The organism is Polynucleobacter sp. AP-Elch-400A-B2 (genome assembly GCF_018688355.1).
Lineage (GTDB): Bacteria > Pseudomonadota > Gammaproteobacteria > Burkholderiales > Burkholderiaceae > Polynucleobacter.
The window spans coordinates 142,651-158,631 of the sequence record NZ_CP061317.1 but is presented as its reverse complement, the minus strand read 5'-3'; the positions used below and the strand labels follow the sequence as shown (position 1 = coordinate 158,631).

At 46.3% G+C, this 15,981-nt stretch carries 14 protein-coding genes; all 14 read right to left on the bottom strand.

Going from position 1 to position 15,981, the window contains the following annotated elements:
- A complete protein-coding gene (locus FD977_RS00895; RefSeq protein WP_215305721.1) occupies positions 1–1,014 on the bottom strand; it encodes a D-alanine--D-alanine ligase in 1,014 nt (337 codons plus the stop codon).
- Positions 1,007–2,443: a UDP-N-acetylmuramate--L-alanine ligase gene (gene murC, locus FD977_RS00890; RefSeq protein WP_215305720.1), complete on the bottom strand. Its 1,437-nt coding sequence runs from the start codon at positions 2,441–2,443 to the stop codon at positions 1,007–1,009. Before murC ends, FD977_RS00895 begins: the two co-directional genes overlap by 8 nt.
- Positions 2,440–3,513, bottom strand: a complete 1,074-nt coding sequence (murG, locus tag FD977_RS00885; RefSeq protein WP_215305719.1) for an undecaprenyldiphospho-muramoylpentapeptide beta-N-acetylglucosaminyltransferase — start codon at positions 3,511–3,513, stop codon at positions 2,440–2,442. The genes murC and murG overlap by 4 nt, the downstream gene beginning before the upstream one ends.
- The gene (gene ftsW, locus FD977_RS00880; RefSeq protein ID WP_215305718.1) at positions 3,510–4,781 is read right to left on the bottom strand and encodes a putative lipid II flippase FtsW; all 1,272 of its coding nucleotides are present in this window, start codon (positions 4,779–4,781) and stop codon (positions 3,510–3,512) included. The genes murG and ftsW overlap by 4 nt, the downstream gene beginning before the upstream one ends.
- Complete coding sequence (gene murD, locus FD977_RS00875) at positions 4,778–6,397, bottom strand: UDP-N-acetylmuramoyl-L-alanine--D-glutamate ligase (protein ID WP_215305717.1); 1,620 nt, start codon at positions 6,395–6,397, stop codon at positions 4,778–4,780. Before murD ends, ftsW begins: the two co-directional genes overlap by 4 nt.
- Positions 6,398–6,407: 10 nt before the next feature.
- Entirely contained in the window at positions 6,408–7,577 is a 1,170-nt protein-coding gene (mraY, locus tag FD977_RS00870; RefSeq protein WP_215305716.1) for a phospho-N-acetylmuramoyl-pentapeptide-transferase, read from the bottom strand.
- Positions 7,568–8,977, bottom strand: coding sequence for a UDP-N-acetylmuramoyl-tripeptide--D-alanyl-D-alanine ligase (gene murF / locus FD977_RS00865; RefSeq protein WP_215306988.1), 1,410 nt, complete (start codon positions 8,975–8,977; stop codon positions 7,568–7,570). The genes mraY and murF overlap by 10 nt, the downstream gene beginning before the upstream one ends.
- Positions 8,978–9,012: 35 nt before the next feature.
- On the bottom strand, positions 9,013–10,557 hold the full coding sequence (locus FD977_RS00860; protein ID WP_251369502.1) for a UDP-N-acetylmuramoyl-L-alanyl-D-glutamate--2,6-diaminopimelate ligase: 1,545 nt from the start codon (positions 10,555–10,557) through the stop codon (positions 9,013–9,015).
- 5 nt (positions 10,558–10,562) lie between these two features.
- Positions 10,563–12,335, bottom strand: coding sequence for a penicillin-binding protein 2 (locus FD977_RS00855; protein ID WP_215305714.1), 1,773 nt, complete (start codon positions 12,333–12,335; stop codon positions 10,563–10,565).
- Positions 12,332–12,598, bottom strand: coding sequence for a cell division protein FtsL (ftsL, locus tag FD977_RS00850; RefSeq protein ID WP_215305713.1), 267 nt, complete (start codon positions 12,596–12,598; stop codon positions 12,332–12,334). The genes FD977_RS00855 and ftsL overlap by 4 nt, the downstream gene beginning before the upstream one ends.
- Entirely contained in the window at positions 12,595–13,545 is a 951-nt protein-coding gene (gene rsmH / locus FD977_RS00845) for a 16S rRNA (cytosine(1402)-N(4))-methyltransferase RsmH (RefSeq protein WP_215305712.1), read from the bottom strand. The genes ftsL and rsmH overlap by 4 nt, the downstream gene beginning before the upstream one ends.
- A 12-nt stretch (positions 13,546–13,557) precedes the next feature.
- Entirely contained in the window at positions 13,558–13,986 is a 429-nt protein-coding gene (gene mraZ, locus FD977_RS00840; protein ID WP_215305711.1) for a division/cell wall cluster transcriptional repressor MraZ, read from the bottom strand.
- A 273-nt stretch (positions 13,987–14,259) separates the two neighbouring features.
- Positions 14,260–14,889 carry a 2-polyprenyl-3-methyl-6-methoxy-1,4-benzoquinone monooxygenase gene (gene coq7 / locus FD977_RS00835; RefSeq protein WP_215305710.1) on the bottom strand — a complete coding sequence of 210 codons (630 nt, stop codon included), beginning with the start codon at positions 14,887–14,889 and terminating at the stop codon, positions 14,260–14,262.
- A 13-nt stretch (positions 14,890–14,902) separates the two neighbouring features.
- Entirely contained in the window at positions 14,903–15,940 is a 1,038-nt protein-coding gene (bioB, locus tag FD977_RS00830) for a biotin synthase BioB (RefSeq protein WP_215305709.1), read from the bottom strand.
- Positions 15,941–15,981: the final 41 nt, after the last annotated feature.

Genomic DNA, 15,981 nt, shown 5'->3' with positions numbered 1-15,981 from the left:
TCATACTTGCGTAGCCCCTTTGCTTTTTAAGGTTTGGCCAATGACCCAGAGAACTAGTTCGGCATATTCAATACCAGCCGCTTTTGCCGCCATTGGAACCAAAGAATGCGATGTCATACCTGGAGAGGTATTCATCTCTAAGAGATAGGGTTTGCCAGTTTTTTGATCGAGCATCACATCAGCTCGACCCCAAGTTTTGCATCCAAGCGCACGATAAGAGGCTAAGGCTAATTCTTGAACTGCTTTATTTACTTCTGGCGAAAGTCCAGTTGGGCATAGGTATTTAGTTTCATCAGAGAAATACTTATTATGAAAATCGTAGTTAGCTTCTGGTGGAATGATTTTGATCACAGGTAATGCCTCGGCATCTACTCCAAATCCAACCAAGGGGCAAGTCAACTCATCACCAACAATACAAGTTTCGGCGATTACCTTCTTATCCATTCCGGCCGCTAACTTATAGGCAGCAGGTAATTCCTCAACAGATTTCACTTTAGTTAAGCCAAGTGAAGAGCCTTCATGTGCGGGCTTCACAATTAATGGCAAGCCTAAATGCTTTACGACAGCATTCCAGTTGCTATCTGCTTTAAGCTCTTCAAATTCTGGAGTTGAAAGACCGCTACTAAGCCAAACAAGCTTGGTCGCAATTTTGTCAATCGCCAATGCAGATGCTAGTACACCGCTACCGGTATAAGGCACACCTAGGAGATCTAGAAGCCCTTGAATCGTCCCGTCCTCACCATAACGTCCATGCAAAGAGATAAACACACGGTCAAATTTTTCTTGGGCTAGCTCAGTTGGACAACGTAATCCTGGATCAAATGGATATGCATCAACCCCTTTCGAGAGCAGGGCTTCCAATACGCCATTACCTGACATCAAAGAAATCTCTCGCTCACCAGAGCGACCGCCAAGCAATACTCCTACCCGTCCAAGAGATTGAACATCTAAGTTTGCGAGCTCTTGCTTGACTCGCTCACCCCAAGAAAGTGATGGTTGGCTTAGCTTAGACATGTTTTGCCTCTGCCAATACATGCGGCAATCCAGAGATCGAGCCAGCACCCATCGTGATTAAAACATCACCATCACGCAATACAACTTTAAGTTTTTCAGGCATCTCAGCAACGCTTGAAGCAAAGGCTACCGCAGCACTGTCTAAAGAACCCTTCAAAATCTTATCGACAGTAAGCGCTGCTTTCATTAGGCTTTGACCATCCGCACCTGGAATCTTTGCCTCACCAGCTGGATAAACTTCGGTTAATACGAGTGCATCAAAGTTTTTAAGAACTTGTACAAATTCACCAAAGCAATCACGTGTTCTTGTAAAGCGATGGGGTTGGAATGCCAATACCAATCGACGGCCTGGGTAAGCGCCACGGGCTGCAGATAAAGTAGCCGCCATTTCAACAGGATGGTGTCCGTAATCATCTATCAATGTGAAGCTTCCGCCAGAGGCCAAAGAAATTTCTCCATACCTTTGGAAGCGACGACCAACGCCACTAAATTCAGATAAAGCCTTCACAATAGCTTCATCGCTAACACCCAATTCCGTTGCAATACCAATTGCTGCCAATGCATTTTGAACATTGTGTATGCCGGGCAAATTTAATTGCACCTCAAGACGGCCAGGCTTATTGCCATGACGGCGCACAGTTTTACGATCAACCGTAAAGTGCATCCGAGTACCTTCAGCACGCACATGACTTGCACGAATATCTGCATCATCAGATAAGCCGTAGCGTAATACTGGCTGTGACACAAATGGAACAATGTCTCGAACGTTTGCATCATCAATACACAGAACAGCAACACCGTAAAAAGGCATGCGCTGAATAAACTGCACAAAAGCCTGCTTTAATCTGGCCATGTCATGCTGATAGGTATCCATATGATCAGCATCGATGTTGGTAACGACCTCCATCGCAGGAAATAATTGCAAGAAAGAGGCATCAGACTCATCTGCCTCCACCACAATAAAGTCACCCTGACCTAAGCGCGAATTAGCACCTGCAGAATTTAACTTACCCCCAATAACAAAGGTTGGATCTAAACCACCTTCAGCTAAGACTGAGGCAACTAAACTGGTCGTTGTTGTTTTGCCATGAGTACCTGCAATTGCAATACCCTGCTTTAAGCGCATAAGCTCGCCGAGCATGACAGCCCGCTGAATCACGGGCACTTTAGCTGCACGAGCAGCTAGCACCTCTGGATTGTTACCCGCAACTGCAGTAGAAATGACCACCGCCTCTGCAGTACCAATATTTTTAGATTCATGGCCAATATGAATAACTGCACCCAAATCTTTTAGGCGCTTCGTTACAGCACCTTCAGCTAAGTCAGATCCAGATACCTGATATCCCAGATTCAGCAAGACTTCGGCAATACCACTCATGCCTGCGCCGCCGATACCAACAAAATGTATTTGCTGCACGATATGTTTCATATACCTACTCCTGCACAGTCCGCACATACTTCAGCCACACGCTGAGTTGCATGGGGCTTAGCTAAAGCATGAGCACGCTTGGCCATCCCTTGTAAATCTTGGCGGCTGAAGTTTTGGATCATAGATGCCAGATCTTGCGGATTGAGATCTTGTTGTGGTAACAAAATTGCCGCATCGGCATCCGATAAAAATCGTGCATTTGCAGTCTGATGATCATCAATCGCATATGGAAATGGAATCAAACAGGATGCAACACCACAAGCTGCGATCTCTGAAACGGTCATTGCACCAGAGCGGCAGATCACCAGATCTGCTTGAGCATATGCGCTTGGCATATCATCAATAAAAGGACGAATGTCAGCAGCAACGCCTAAGTTGGCATAGCGTTGTTGTAGATCTACAAGATGTTTATCGCCCGCCTGGTGAATTACATGTGGACGTGCATCCTTATCCATTAATGCCAAGGCTGCTGGAATGACTTCATTTAAAGCTGCAGCGCCTAAGCTACCACCAACTACCAGAATCGATAAAGGTCCGATACGCACTTCGTAACGTTTTTCTGGCGCGCCTACAGCTTCAAATTCTTCACGGATTGGATTGCCAACCCACTCAGCCTGTGCCATCGTCTCTGGAAAGCCAGTCAAGGTACGCATAGCAATTTTGGATAAGGCGCGATTCGCACTTCCAGCTACGGAATTAGCCTCATGCAGAACCAATGGCGTCTTCAAGAATTTCGTCATCAAGCCACCAGGAAAAGTAATGTATCCACCCATACCTAAAACTACATTTGGCTTGATGCGGCGCATGATCTTCCAACTTTGCATACAGGCTCTAGCAAGATTAAATGGCAGCATCAATGTCGCTTTGATTCCTTTACCACGCAAACCCCCAAAGTTCACCGTCTCAAATGGGAAGTCGCAAGCTTTCACTAAGCGATACTCCATACCACCTTGATTGCCAAGCCAAGATACATTCCAACCACAAATTCGCAGATATTCAGCAACAGCTAAACCCGGGAAAATATGCCCGCCAGTGCCGCCGGCCATAATCAAGATAGATGGCTTGGTCATAGCTTGCCACCCCGCATTAAGATTCGGTTTTCGTAATCAATCCGAAGCAGCATTGCTATGGCAACGGCATTCATCAAGATTCCTGAGCCACCATAACTCACCAGTGGGAGTGTTAAGCCTTTTGTAGGAAGCAAACCTAAGTTCACACCCATATTGATAAATGCTTGCCAACCAATCCATATCGCCACACCCTTAGCAGCAAGACCAGCAAAACTGCGATCTAATTGCAATGCAGTGCGGCCAATGAGGAATGCGCGACGCACGATCCAGTAGAACAAGAAGATCATCACTACCACACCAATAAAACCAAGCTCTTCACCAATCACTGCCATGATGAAATCCGTATGCGCCTCAGGTAGGTAATGTAATTTTTCAACGCTACCACCTAGACCTAAGCCAAACCATTCACCACGACCAAATGCCATTAGGGAATGGGTTAACTGGTAGCCTTTATTTGCGGCGTTATCAACCTGCCAAGGATCAATAAAGGCCATAATTCGCTTTTGACGGAAAGGTGAGAAGGCAATAATTGTCACTGCACTTAAAATGCCGACCGCTAATAATCCACCAAATAATTTAGCGTTAATACCGCCTAAAAATAAAATTCCAAATGCAATAAGCGATATCACTACGAGCGCACCCATATCTGGCTCAGCCATCAGTAAGCCACCAACTAAGGCAACAGCAATACCCATTGGTAGCATGCCCTTAACAAATGAGTGGAGATATTCTTGACGTTGAACTGTATAGCTTGCAGCAAATATCACTGCAGCAAACTTCATTAATTCAGATGGCTGAAAGTTCATGAGACCCAATGGAATCCAGCGTTTCGCTCCATTCACCCCTTTTCCAATGCCAGGAATGAGGACGGCAATCAATAACAAGACAGTGAATCCAAAAATTACCGGAGAATAGCGATCCCATATATGAGTTGGAATCTTAAATACCCAAATAGCAACACCAATCGCGATTGCTAATGAAATGCAATGTCGAATTAAGAAAAAGTTACTACTGTAATTTGCGTACTTAGGGCCATCTGCCAAAGTAATGGAGGCTGAATACACCATGACCAAACCAATCAGAGCTAAAGATAGTACTGCCCAAACCAATAGCTGGTCATAGTCCATCATGCGTGAACGAGTTTGTTCAACGCCAGAAACCGCATCTCTCAAACCACTGCGGAAATTATCTATCCCGCCTCTGGAGAAATTCCAGAAACGGCCAAGGCCTAAACGATTCTCAGGAAAAAGTTTTTCCCTTAAATTCATGCATCAACCCCTTCGAATTGCATTCCCAATTCTTGAACTTCAGCAATAAACGCCTCAGCACGTGCCACGTAATCACTGAACTGATCAAAGCTAGCGCAAGCTGGTGATAACAAAACGATATCGCCTGACTGAGCTTGTTTTGCCGCTTGTGCTACTGCGTTTTGCAGAGTCTCACTCATGACGCATGACACTGAGTCACCCAAAGCTTCAGCAATGATTGGGGCATCTTTGCCAATCAGGAAAACACCCTTTACAAAACGTAATGTAGGGTCACGCAAAAGGCTAAAGTCTTGACCCTTACCCTCACCACCAGCAATCAACCAAATCCGCTTGCCAGACTCATTAGCGCTGAGACCATTCAAAGCAGCTACCGTTGCTCCAACATTAGTGCCTTTACTGTCATCCACATATTCAACATTCGACACAATCGAAACACTTTGAACGCGATGTGGCTCGCCACGGTAATCACGTAAACCATGTAAAAGTATATTCATTGGCAAACCAGCTGTTCGCGCCAAGGCTAATGCAGCTAAAGCATTTAAAGCATTGTGGCGACCACGAATCCGTAAAGCATCAGCCGGAATCAAACGCTTGAGCCTCAATGGCTCATCCTCTACAACAACTGCTTTACGGCGACGCTTCGGTTGTGGCTCAAGATCTTCATCTACTTCAGCCCAGACCAACCAATCAATTCCACCAGCACGCAGATCATGTTCGATTCCAAAGGCACCTTGCTCATCAGGACGGCCGGCACCAAAAGTAATGACTGATTTATTGGATTTCTGCTCCTCAGTAAGCAGATTCATGACCAGCGCATCATCGCGATTCAAGATGCAAATACTTTCTCGCCCAAAGATATTGGCTTTTGCATCAATATAAGCCTGCATATCACCATGCCAATCCAAGTGATCTTGCGTAATGTTTAAAACGGTCGCTGCTGTTGCATTGAAGGTTCTCGTATAAACCAGCTGGAAGCTAGACAGCTCGAGCACCCATATCTCAGGCATGTCGTCAACTTGATCAGACTCATCCAAACACGACATCAACTTATCTAAAGCTGCTGGGCTAATATTGCCAGCTACAGCAACTCTCTTGCCAGCTCGTTCACATAACTGCCCTGTCAACGCGGTTGTGGTTGTCTTTCCATTTGTTCCGGTGATAGCCAATACAGCAGGCTTGTATTGGGATTGCTTAACTTGAGCCATGCGATCTAATGCAGCGATGGCTCTGGCGAAGAATTCCAGCTCTCCCCAGGTATCAATACTCAATTCTTGGGCTTTAGTTAAGAAAGAAGCTACTGGCTCTTGAAATGGCGATAAACCAGGACTCATTCCAATAACTTCAACGCTCTTTAAATTCAGGTCATCTAAAGGGCCAAAGTAAGCTTCTTGAAGTCCCGCAAATTCAAGATCCGCTAACCAGGCTTTTTGTCGCTCATTCAGCTTTTCACGATCACGCGTATCGGCCAGACTGACCTTTGCAGCATTCCGCAAACACCATTTGGCCATAGCGTAGCCAGATTCACCCAACCCTAAGATCAAGAAATGTTTGGGTGCTTGATATTCCTCATCTGCGATGAGAGCTGGGTTAGCGAAGGCTTGGTCTAAGTTATGCATATTCTTTGGCTTACCTTAATTTCAGGCTGGAGAGGCCAATGAGAACTAATAAAATAGTGATGATCCAAAAGCGAACCACCACTTGCGTTTCGCGCCAGCCACCCAATTCGAAGTGATGATGCAGCGGAGCCATCCTAAAAATACGGCGACCCTCACCAAAACGCTTCTTAGTGAATTTGAACCAGAAGACTTGCAGCATCACTGACAGTGTTTCTGCGACGAAGATCCCACCCATGACAAAGAGCACGATTTCCTGACGAACAATTACGGCGATAGTTCCAAGTGCACCGCCCAATGCGAGCGCGCCAACGTCACCCATAAATACTTGTGCGGGATGCGTGTTGTACCAAAGAAAGGCCAATCCCGCACCCCCCATAGCGCCACAGAAAATCATGAGCTCACCTGCGCCAGGAATATAAGGAAACAATAAATACTTTGCGTAAATCGCATTACCCATTACATAAGCAAATGCACCTAGAGCAGCGCCAACTAAGATTACCGGCATGATCACTAGACCATCAAGTCCGTCCGTTAAATTAACGGCGTTACTACTTCCAACAATCACCAAGTAACTCAAAATGATGAAGCCCATAACACCCAATGGGTAGCTTACTTCTTTCATAAAAGGAATGAGTAAGTTTGATTTAGCTGGCAAGTCCAAAGCAAAGCCGCTCTTCAGCCAATCAAAGAACAACTGCAAAACTTTGAGGTTATTTACTTCAGACACAGAAAAAGCCAAATAAATAGCAGCAAATAAGCCGATCAAAGTTTGCCAAAAGAATTTTTCTCTTGAGGCCATTCCTTTAGGATCTTTCCGTGCTACTTTGCGGTAATCATCCACCCAACCAATCAAGCCAAATCCAAAAGTCACAATCATCACAATCCAGATAAAACGATTGCTCAGATCAGCCCACAACATGCAGGAGATAAAGATACCTAACAGAATCAATACGCCACCCATCGTAGGCGTGCCTGATTTCACTAAATGGGTTTCTGGGCCATCCGTTCGAACCGCTTGACCTATCTTCAATGCGGTCAACTTCCGAATAACCCACGGACCAGCTGCTAACCCAATCAACAAAGCAGTCACGGTTGCCATCACCGCTCTAAACGTGATGTAGCCAAAGACTCGGAAAAATCCGAAATCATCTTGTAACCATTGCGCCAACATTAAGAGCATGTTTTAGCCTCCTCTAATAAGGCCTGCACTACACGCTCCATACGCATAAAACGAGATCCTTTAACCAAAATATCTAAATGCATGTGCTTGCTTGACTCTTGATCTACTAGTGCTGCATTGAGCTCTTCAAGCAGCTGATCCAATGTCACGAAATGAGTAGCGCTACTGGTAAGCGAAAACTTTTCTGACTCATTAAACCCTTGCACCACAAATTTGCACTGCTCTCCGAGTGCAAATAACTTACTGACACCCTGCTCAGCAGCATAGGCGCCAACTTCCTCATGGAAGGCAGGTCCTTGATCGCCCACTTCACCCATATCGCCCAATACCAACCAAGAAGTATTTCCAGACTGTTTCAGTGCATCAATAGCAGCTCTTACAGAATCGGGATTGGCGTTATAACTGTCGTCAATCAAAGTACGGCGTGCATTTAAAGGCTTTGATTGCATGCGCCCATTTACTGGGACAAAAGATTCCAGGCCTGCTTGAATTTGCTCCAAACTTAAACCAGCAGCTAAAGCGACTGCGCTAGCTGCTAAAGCATTGCGCACATTGTGATTACCTAAGGTGTTGAGTTGGACCTCAATCTTGCCGAGTGCAGTTGCAATCTCAATTTTTCCGCTAGCCAATAACTTGCCCATAACAGAGGCCTTAGCTAAAGCATCGCTAGTAGATAAAGCAAAATCAATTACCTTGCGTCCTGCAGCAGCTTGATACCAAACATCAGAAAATTCAGAATCCGCCGGAAATACTGCAACACCATCCACGGGGAGTGAACTCAAGGCAGCTGCATGTTCTTTTGCAACCGCCTCCACTGTCGCCATAAATTCTTGATGCTCACGTTGAGCATTATTAATTAGGGCAATATTTGCCTGAGCAATGACCGCTAACTCAGCTGTTTCACCAGGATGATTCATCCCCAACTCAATCACTGCTAGACGATCTGTCGGTCGCATGCGCAGCAAAGTTAAAGGTAAGCCAATATCGTTATTAAGGTTGCCCTTGGTCACTAAGGTACATTCTTCACCGGCAGCTATCTTGAAGATAGCTGCAATCATCTCTTTGACCGTGGTCTTACCATTTGATCCAGTTACCAAAGCCACTGGAATAGAAAACTGCGCACGCCATGCCTTCGCTAATTCACCCAAACCTTGCTTTACATCCTTAACACATACTGCAGCTAAGTTTGTAGGGCACTTTTCTTTTTGACTAATGAGTGCTGCACTTGCGCCTGCTATAGCCACATCACCCAAGAAATCATGTGCATCGAAACGTTCGCCTGCCAAGGTGATGAATAATTCACCCGATTGAATCTGACGACTATCACTACCAATACGAGAAATAGCAATCGCTTGTGCAGACTTTTTGTCAGCGTGAATCAACTGGCTGCCTGGCAACATGGCATGAACTTGAGCAAGAGTAGTCATAGGCGTGCTCATACGCTACCCCCTGCTGCCAAACGAATGTGTTCTTGATCAGAAAAATCAAATTTCTTGCCATTAATTTCTTGAGTAGACTCATGGCCTTTGCCTGCTACCAAGACAATGTCCTTGACATCAGCATGTCGTACCGCAGCCATAATGGCAGCCGCTCTATCAGGCAGCATTTGAACATTCCCCAAATCACCTGACATGCCGGATTGAATCATGGCAATAATAGATGCTGGATCCTCAGATCTAGGGTTATCGCTTGTAATCACAATGTGATCAGCAAACTCTTGTGCCGCACGACCCATTTGGGCACGTTTACCTGAGTCTCGGTCACCGCCGCAACCAAAAACACACCAGACTTTTCCATCCCGTTGATCTGCAATGGGGCGTAATGCGTTTATTGCTTTAGTGAGGGCATCTGGTGTGTGCGCATAATCCACCACAATCAATGGACCTTCAGTTCTTTGTGTTTGATTCAAGTGAATCAGCTCCATACGCCCTGGAACAGCACTTAGCTTACTCAAACGCTTGGAGGCCTCAAGTGAGCTATAACCTTGCGCCAAAAGGATAGTCCACACAGCAAGGCAATTACTGAGATTAAATTCACCCAATACGGCAAGCTGAACAACGCTTGAACCTAGAGCATCGCAATTAAATTGGGATTCATAACTAGCATTTGTAAATACAGTGTTTTCTGTACAGCTACGCTTTAGACGTTCGCCAAATTTTTCAAATCCAGCAAATGCATTGCTACTTAAGGCGTAGCCCCATACTTGAGGACCATCGCTAGCAAGGAGTTTGATCGCCAACTCTCGCCCGAATGCATCATCAAAATTGATGATGGCATTTTCAAGCTGGGGAAACTTAAAGAGTTTTGCCTTAGCTTGTGCGTACTCTCCCATCGTGCCGTGATAATCCAAATGATCTTGCGTCAGATTGGTAAATACCGCACTACGTACATCCAAGCCAGCAACTCGATCTTGATCCAATGCATGAGAAGAAATCTCTATGGCCAGATTTTGAGCGCCTGCATCGAGCAATTCTTTTAATTGGGTTTGCAATTGCGGTGCATCTGGTGTGGTGTAACCAGTTTGAATGAGTGCGCCCGGAAACCCAGTGCCTAATGTTCCTAACACTGCAGTGTGATGATTAGGTTCATCCATAGCCTGAGCTAGCCACTGAGTAATACTGGTTTTTCCATTGGTACCTGTGACACCGATGACATTAAGATTTTTGCTTGGGTAGTCATACCACTCCGCGCAGAGCTCTCCAGCCAAGATTGCTAAATGCTCGACAGCAAAACATTCTGGGTGATCTAAGTATTCATTTGCAACACCATCAGCAGGATCGAATACTACTGCCGCTGCACCATTTGCCAAGGCGGCCGCAATGTAATCGCGGCCATCTCGTAGGGCATTACCATGACCAACAGCGTATGCAAAGAAGATATCGCCAGAATGAATTTGGCGACTGTCCGCAGTCACTTTTGCATTCGCTGAAGTGAGATCACGTAAATGCGAGATTAAGAGATGGGGTTCAATCTTGACCATTGCCATCATCTTTTTAAAACCGCTGCATTTGTTTTGACAGCAGCGATCTGAATCTCTGTAGGATTTTTATCCTGCAGCGTCATCTGCTTCATATTGCTATCCGGCAATACATTCAAGGTACGCAGAGTCTCACTCACGATAGTAGAGAAGACTGGTGCAGCAACATCACCACCATAATGACTACCACCAGTAGGCTCATCAATCATGACGGCGACCACAATGCGAGGGGCACTAATCGGCGCTAGACCTGCAAAGTAAGCGCGGTATTTATTACCATAACCCTTACCCACTAATTTATGGGCTGTACCTGTTTTTCCACCAACTCGATAACCTTCAGCCTGCGCTTTAATGGCAGTACCTCCAGGCTCCGTTACTGACTCCATCATGCTACGCATCTGAATAGCCGTCTTGGCAGAAATAACATGTGTACCAGGCTTAAAGTCTGGACTACGCTCAATTGTGAGAGGCACTAACTCGCCATCACGGGCAAAGATGGTGTATGCGCGAGCTACCTGAAAGAGTGAAGCTGAAATGCCATAACCAAATGCAATCCGCGCTTGATCTGTTGGCATCCATTTTTTATAAGGGTGGACTGTGCCTGCTACAGAGCCAGGGAAACCAATCTTTGGCGCCTGACCCAAGCCAACAGATGTATAGAAATTCCACATCTCTTCTGCAGTTAAATTATTCATTGCAATCTTGGCCGTACCAATATTGCTAGATTTTTGAATAATTTGAGAAACGGTTAAGTTATCGTAAGGGTGGGTATCTGTAATTGGTTTTGGACCTACCAAGTATTTAGCGCCAATCGCCATATTGGTATTGGGAGTGATGACACCCTTCTCCAAAGCAATTGCTACGGTTAACGGTTTTATTGTTGAGCCAGGCTCAAAGGTGTCGGTCAAAACACGATTACGTAACTGCTCACCCGTGAGCTTCTTACGATCGTTTGGGTTATAGCTTGGGTAGTTTGCTAAAGCCAGAATCTCGCCGGTCTGCGTATCCAATACGACAGCACCACCAGCGCTTGCATGGTGCTGCTCAACTGCATTTTTAACAGCGTTATAAGCCAGAAACTGAATCTTGCTATCGATAGAAAGTTGTAAATCCTTACCGTTTTGCGGTAACTGCAAAATGGCAACATCTTCAACAACGCGACCGAGGCGATCAACCACTACTCGACGAGCGCCTGGATGCCCAGCCAATTCTTTTTCTCTTGAGAGCTCCATTCCCTCTTGGCCACGATCTTCCACACTTGTAAAGCCAACAACGTGCGCCATCGCTTCACCCTCTGGGTAAAAGCGACGGTATTCGTTATTCAAGCCAATTCCCGGAATTTCTAATTCCTTAATCTGTTGCGCAACTACTGGATCCACTTGGCGCTTCAAAAAAATCTGTTTACGATCTTCCTTTAACTTTCTACGTAATTCAGCTTCACTTAGCTGCAATAGTTTCGCTAACTTCTGAACCTTATCTGCAGCTAAATCGTCGGGCACGGTATCGTTATAAGCGATCACTGACTTCGCCTCTAAGCTCGTAGCAATCACTTGGCCATTGCGATCCAATATTTTTCCACGGGAAGCGGGTAACTCCAATTCGCGCTGTGTACCGCGTACGCCCTTAGCTTCATAAAAAGCATTTCCTGGGCCTTGAATCCAAAAAGCGCGGATTAACAACAACATGAACACGAAGAACAACATGAACAGCATTAGGCGTGACCGCCACATTGGCAGACGCAACACTAAATTGGGTGTAGTTGAAAAACCTACAGTCCTCATCTAGCCTCCTTTAAGTACAAAGTACGCTCTGGAGATATAGGAGTCATGTGCAACTGATTACGCGCAACATCACGAATTCGTGCGGACTTCGATAGATTACGCTGCTCGTACTCCAAGCGTAACCAGTCCTGGTTGAGTTTGCGCTCCTCGATTTGTGCGCGATCTAAGGAAATAAATAATTTACGCGCACGCTGCTGCGCCGCTACCAAAGATAGTGCGCAAACTAATAACAAGGCCAGTAAGGTAAGCGTTGCGCGATTCAAGATGACGCTCCTGTACGCTTTTCAGCAATACGCATGATGGCGGAACGAGCGCGAGGGTTCTCTCGAACCTCTTCATCGCTTGGCTTAACACGTCCAATGATCTCTAAATCACTTTTTGGTAAATCCCGATCCCGGACAGGCAAGCCGCGAGGCACTTCAACTTTGGCATGCGACTGCAGGAACTGCTTCACAATCCGATCCTCGAGAGAATGAAAGCTAATTACCGCTAAGCGCGCGCCTGGCTTTAATAAATTGAGCGCTGCTTTTAATCCGAGCTCCAAATCTTCTAACTCACGATTAATAAAAATACGGAGTGCTTGGAAAGTACGAGTCGCAGGATCTTGACCAACTTCTCTGGTACGAACAACGCTAGCCACCAGACTTGCTAATTGCAAAGTTGTTTTTGGAGGTGAGCCTTCTTCTCGCTTTGCCACAATGGCTTTAGCAATCTGAAATGCAAAACGTTCCTCACCATAATTCTTAATCACGCGGGTGATGTCCTCTTGCGATGCTTGTTCCAACCATTCTGCTGCCGTCAAGCCTTGGTCCGTATTCATGCGCATATCGAGTGGACCATCTTTGCGAAAAGAAAACCCACGATGTGCTTCGTCTACTTGTGGAGAACTGATGCCGAGATCCAACAAAATTCCATCGACTGATTCTGAGTCCGCGTACTGATCCATCTGCGCAAAACTGTCGTGCACGATGCGTAAACGAGAGTCCTTGATTTTTTCCGCTACTGCGATCGCATCTAAATCCTTGTCGAAAGAAATCATTCGTGCATTTGCAGGTAGTTGCGCTAATAAGGCTTGAGTATGACCACCGCGCCCAAAGGTTCCATCGATCAAGAGTAGATTTTTTGAAGCTGCGAGTGAGGTGATGAGTGGTCCACTGACCAGCGCCGTCACCGCCTCGGCCAGTAATACTGGGCGATGAGTTATGTTCATGGCACCCTGTCATCAAAAATTAAATTGCTTCAGGGCTTCAGGCATACCTTGTGCAATGGCGGCCTGTTCTTTTGCAGCGTAAGTAGCGGCGTCCCACAGCTCTAGATGGCTACCCATACCGAGCAGCATCACTTCTTTTTCAATACCAGCGGCTGATCGCAGCTCCGGGCTCACCAAAATTCTTCCGGCGCTATCCAAGTCCACTTCACCAGCATTGCCAAGGAAAATGCGACGCCACCAATGGGCATCCATTGGCAATTGCGCAACTCGTGAGCGGAAGGTTTCCCACTCAGGTCGGGGGAATAGCAGTAGGCATCCGTCGGGGTGTTTTGTGAGCGTAATCCGGCCCTCACCTTGAACTAACAAGGCGTCACGATGCTTTGCCGGCACAGACATGCGGCCTTTTGCATCTAAATTGAGAGCTGACGCACCTTGAAACACTATTTACCCCACTTTTTCACACTTCCTCCCACTTTAGAGGATCGTATTAAGAGGGTCAAGTGTTTTTGGCTTATTTTTTAGGAAATTTCCTAGTGATTACAAACACTTAGCGTCATATGTTGATAAAATGGTGCTTATAAAAATGCTACTTGAAACAATGGCTTGGAAAATATACTTAAGAATAGATCTTAGCTATTTAGCCTAATAATAGGTAAATATACTGTATTAATGAACAGTACTATAAGGAAAATATCCGAGATAATTAATTGAGAACTAGATTTTGTAAGCAGTGCTTGTCATCACCTTGGACATTGCCTGCATGAGACTCTGAATAGGCTTCGGTAAGACCGCTCCACCAGCCAAAATTGCGGCTTGTCCATGCTCAATTTCATCGATGCGCATTTGCTTAACAATTGCGCGAGAACGCTCATCTTCTACAGGCAATGTTTCGAGATGACTCTCGAGGTGATTCTCTACCTGCTTTTCGGTTTCAGCAACAAATCCCAAGCTCCACTTATCACCCGATAAGCCAGCAGCCATACCGATTGCAAAGGATCCTGCATACCAAATTGGGTTGAGGTAACTGGTGTGTGAACCCAACTCTTGGAGGCGTGTTTCGCACCAAGCCAAATGATCCATTTCTTCTTGGCCAGAGTCATCTAACATCTGCCGAATTTCAGGGTTGCGAGCTACTAATTTTTGAGCTTGGTAAAGCGCTTGGGCGCAGACCTCGCCTACGTGGTTTACACGCATTAATCCAGCCGCATGCTCCCTCTCTTTGGCATCCAATAATCCGCTTGATGGGGTATTGGAACCCGGCATTGGACGATGGGCATGAGCACCCCCGACTACCGAGCGTAGGGCTGTATCAAACTCAATAATGAAGCGATCGATTAGTGCCATAAGCTGGTGAAAATTAGACTAAAACCTCTGTTTTGCTGCTCTGCTTAGTCTTCAGGCCTAACTCAGCCAATAGCTCACGGTCTTGTTCTGCCTCGGGATTACCGGTAGTGAGTAGTTGCTCACCATAGAAAATCGAATTGGCACCAGCCTGGAAACACATGGCCTGAACTGCCCTACCCAGCTCCTGACGTCCAGCTGAGAGGCGTACTCGTGCACGCGGCATAGTGATACGAGCTACCGCAATAGTTCTCACGAATTCCAATGGGTCTAAGGGCTTCTGATCTGCCAAAGGGGTTCCTGCTACAGGAACCAAATGGTTAATGGGAACTGACTCTGGATATGGACTTAAGTTAGCCAAACGCGCCAAGAAGGCTGCACGTTGTTCACGGGACTCACCCATACCCACAATACCGCCACAACACACCGACATGCCTGCAGCACGCACATTAGAAATCGTATCCAAGCGGTCTTGATAGCCCCGAGTAGAGATCACTGAGCGATAGAAGTCCTCGCTGGTATCTAGGTTGTGGTTGTAGAAGTCTAAGCCTGCCTCTTGGAGGGCTTGAGCCTGATTAGGCTCTAGCATCCCCAGGGTCGCACAGGTTTCAAGGCCCAAAGCCTTGACACCTTTAATCATGGCGGCAACTTTTTCAATATCACGGTCTTTGGGCTCCCGCCAAGCGGCGCCCATACAAAAGCGGTTCGATCCAGCAGCTTTGGCTGCTTTGGCGGCCTCAAGCACCTCATCTAAATCCATCAACTTGTTCGCTTTGACATCAGTGTCATAACGAGCCGCCTGAGGGCAATATCCACAATCCTCTGGGCAACCGCCAGTCTTGATTGACAACAGCGTAGCCAATTCCACATCACCATCAGGGAAGTAGGCACGATGCGTCTCTTGTGCCTTGAACATCAGATCGCTCAATGGCAGGGCAAATAGGGCCTCAACCTGGGCAACTGACCAAGCACCCAAAGCATCTACCTCCTTATGCAAATCCTTTTGAGACTTGACTTGGGTGAGGGGTTTTTCAATAGTTTGGGTGGCCTGCATGGTCGAATTCCAGAAAATAGATCAATTCAAGGCATAAACAT

What these genes read in the sequence shown, in the direction of transcription:
- FD977_RS00895 (WP_215305721.1), bottom strand. Translation starts at nt 1,014, where the DNA reads ATGTCTAAGCTAAGCCAACCATCACTTTCTTGGGGTGAGCGAGTCAAG.
- murC (WP_215305720.1), bottom strand. Translation starts at nt 2,443, where the DNA reads ATGAAACATATCGTGCAGCAAATACATTTTGTTGGTATCGGCGGCGCA.
- murG (WP_215305719.1), bottom strand. Translation starts at nt 3,513, where the DNA reads ATGACCAAGCCATCTATCTTGATTATGGCCGGCGGCACTGGCGGGCAT.
- ftsW (WP_215305718.1), bottom strand. Translation starts at nt 4,781, where the DNA reads ATGAATTTAAGGGAAAAACTTTTTCCTGAGAATCGTTTAGGCCTTGGC.
- murD (WP_215305717.1), bottom strand. Translation starts at nt 6,397, where the DNA reads ATGCATAACTTAGACCAAGCCTTCGCTAACCCAGCTCTCATCGCAGAT.
- mraY (WP_215305716.1), bottom strand. Translation starts at nt 7,577, where the DNA reads ATGCTCTTAATGTTGGCGCAATGGTTACAAGATGATTTCGGATTTTTC.
- murF (WP_215306988.1), bottom strand. Translation starts at nt 8,977, where the DNA reads ATGTTGCCAGGCAGCCAGTTGATTCACGCTGACAAAAAGTCTGCACAA.
- FD977_RS00860 (WP_251369502.1), bottom strand. Translation starts at nt 10,557, where the DNA reads ATGGTCAAGATTGAACCCCATCTCTTAATCTCGCATTTACGTGATCTC.
- FD977_RS00855 (WP_215305714.1), bottom strand. Translation starts at nt 12,335, where the DNA reads ATGAGGACTGTAGGTTTTTCAACTACACCCAATTTAGTGTTGCGTCTG.
- rsmH (WP_215305712.1), bottom strand. Translation starts at nt 13,545, where the DNA reads ATGAACATAACTCATCGCCCAGTATTACTGGCCGAGGCGGTGACGGCG.
- coq7 (WP_215305710.1), bottom strand. Translation starts at nt 14,889, where the DNA reads ATGGCACTAATCGATCGCTTCATTATTGAGTTTGATACAGCCCTACGC.
- bioB (WP_215305709.1), bottom strand. Translation starts at nt 15,940, where the DNA reads ATGCAGGCCACCCAAACTATTGAAAAACCCCTCACCCAAGTCAAGTCT.